Genomic DNA, 1,839 nt, shown 5'->3' on the forward strand with positions numbered 1-1,839 from the left:
TGCCCCGTCCGGCCGCCGTCTGGATCGAGGAGGACCTTAGTCGAAAGCCGGGCCAACACCCGACGGCGCTGGCTGACCTCCACTGTCGCCAGGGAATCCTGCGCTTCTGCGGGTGTGGCGTTGTTCTTGACCTGTTTGCGGGCCGAGCTGTGCGATCCAAGCAGCCACAGCGTGTCATCCTCGACATCGAGGCCCTCGATGTCCATCTCACCCCTGTCCCCGGGCAGCTCAAGGAGGTGGGTGAGGTCGAAGCTGCGGTGGGTGCGGGCCTGGCCGCCGGCCTCCAGGGTGAGCCGTTCGAGGCTGGTCGTCTCGTCATTGGCGACCCAAAGGTGGGAACCCTGCCGGGCGACCGCGGACAACCCGTCGCGCAGGTCAGCCTTCGGATCCAGGGTGCTGCGCTGGTCGAGTACGAGGCTGATTTCGCCGGAGGGCTCGTCCGGCCGCGGCCATCCGCTCACCGCGGCACACCCATCCTCGTCAGCGGTGATCGGCAGCTCATTCCCGCGCTCTCCGTTCGCGCAGCCAAGGGATGAGGCCGCCTGCCAGGAGCATGTCCACCTGACGGCTGGAGAGACTGTGCCGCACAGGGTAGACCTCGTCTCGGGTCCGGTTCTCCACGAGGATCTCCTTGCCTGTGAGCAGGGCGTCGTGTATCCCTGTCAGCGCGAGCACATCGTCCTGTTCGATGCGGTCATGATCGGCCGCATTTGTGAACTCGACTGCGAGGACGCCGAAATTGGCCAGGTTCTGCCAGTGGATCCGCGCGAACGAGACGGCCACCACTGCGCGCAGCCCGAGGAAGCGCGGGGTGATAGCTGCGTGTTCCCGTGAGGATCCCTGGCCGTAGTTCGTGCCCCCGACCAGGATGTGCCCGGTGGAGTCGCGGGTTTGGGCGGCGCGGGCGGCGTAGGTGGGGTCGAGCTGGTCGAAGGTGAATTCGGCGAGTTTGGGGATGTTGCTGCGGTAGGGCAGAACGCGCGCACCGGCTGGCAGAATCTCGTCCGTCGAGACATCGTTGCCCACCACCAAGGCCACTGGTGCCTCGATGCGGTCGGCGAGTGGGCCGAAGACCGGAAGCGAGGAGATGTTTTCGCCCTTGACCAGCGCTACTTTGCCGGCTTCCTCCGGCGCCAACGGCTCCTCCAGCATTGCCACGTTCACGCTCGACACCGCGGGAAGTTCGATCTCGGGATACTCAAGGTCGAAAAGCTCCGTCAGGTCCCGCGGGTCGGTGATAATTCCGGTGAGCGCAGCAGCCGCAGCCGTCTCCGGCGAGCACAGGTAGACCGAGTCCTCCTTCGTGCCCGAACGGCCGGGAAAGTTGCGGGGCATCGTGCGCAGGCTGTTGCTTCCGTTCGCGGGGGCCTGTCCCATCCCGATACAGCCCATGCATCCGGTCTGATGCAGTCGGGCTCCGGCGCTGATCAGATCAAACGTGGCCCCCATCCTGGTGAGGTCCTGCAGGATCTGCCGGGAACTCGGGTTGACGTCGAAAGACAGTCCAGGGTGGCACTGCCGTCCCTTCGTGATGGCGGCGACAATTGCGAAGTCGCGCAGGCCCGGGTTCGCTGAGGACCCAATCACGACCTGCGCCACCGGCCTCCCAGTGACCTCCCGCACCGGAACGACGTTCCCGGGCGAGCTGGGCAGGGCGATGAGCGGCTCGATCGAGGCCAGGTCGATCTCGTCGGTCACGTCGTAGGTGGCACCGGAATCGGCGAGGATTTCGGTGAAATCGTCCTCGCGCTGTTCGGAGCGCAGGAAGGCCCGCACCTGGTCGTCGGCCGGGAAGACCGTGCTCGTCGCACCGAGTTCTGCGCCCATATTGGCAATCAC

General features: G+C 66.0%; 2 protein-coding genes. Both read right to left on the reverse strand.

Annotation, left to right across the window (positions count from 1 at the left end; genetic code table 11):
• A partial coding sequence (locus tag LQV45_RS29350) for a DUF3616 domain-containing protein (RefSeq protein WP_230010594.1) occupies window positions 1-461 on the reverse strand: 461 nt, incomplete at its 3' end.
• A gap of 37 nt (window positions 462-498) precedes the next feature.
• A partial coding sequence (locus LQV45_RS29355) for an aconitase family protein (protein WP_230010596.1) occupies window positions 499-1,839 on the reverse strand: 1,341 nt, incomplete at its 5' end.

It is taken from the genome of Microbacterium sp. Bi128, from assembly GCF_918698205.1.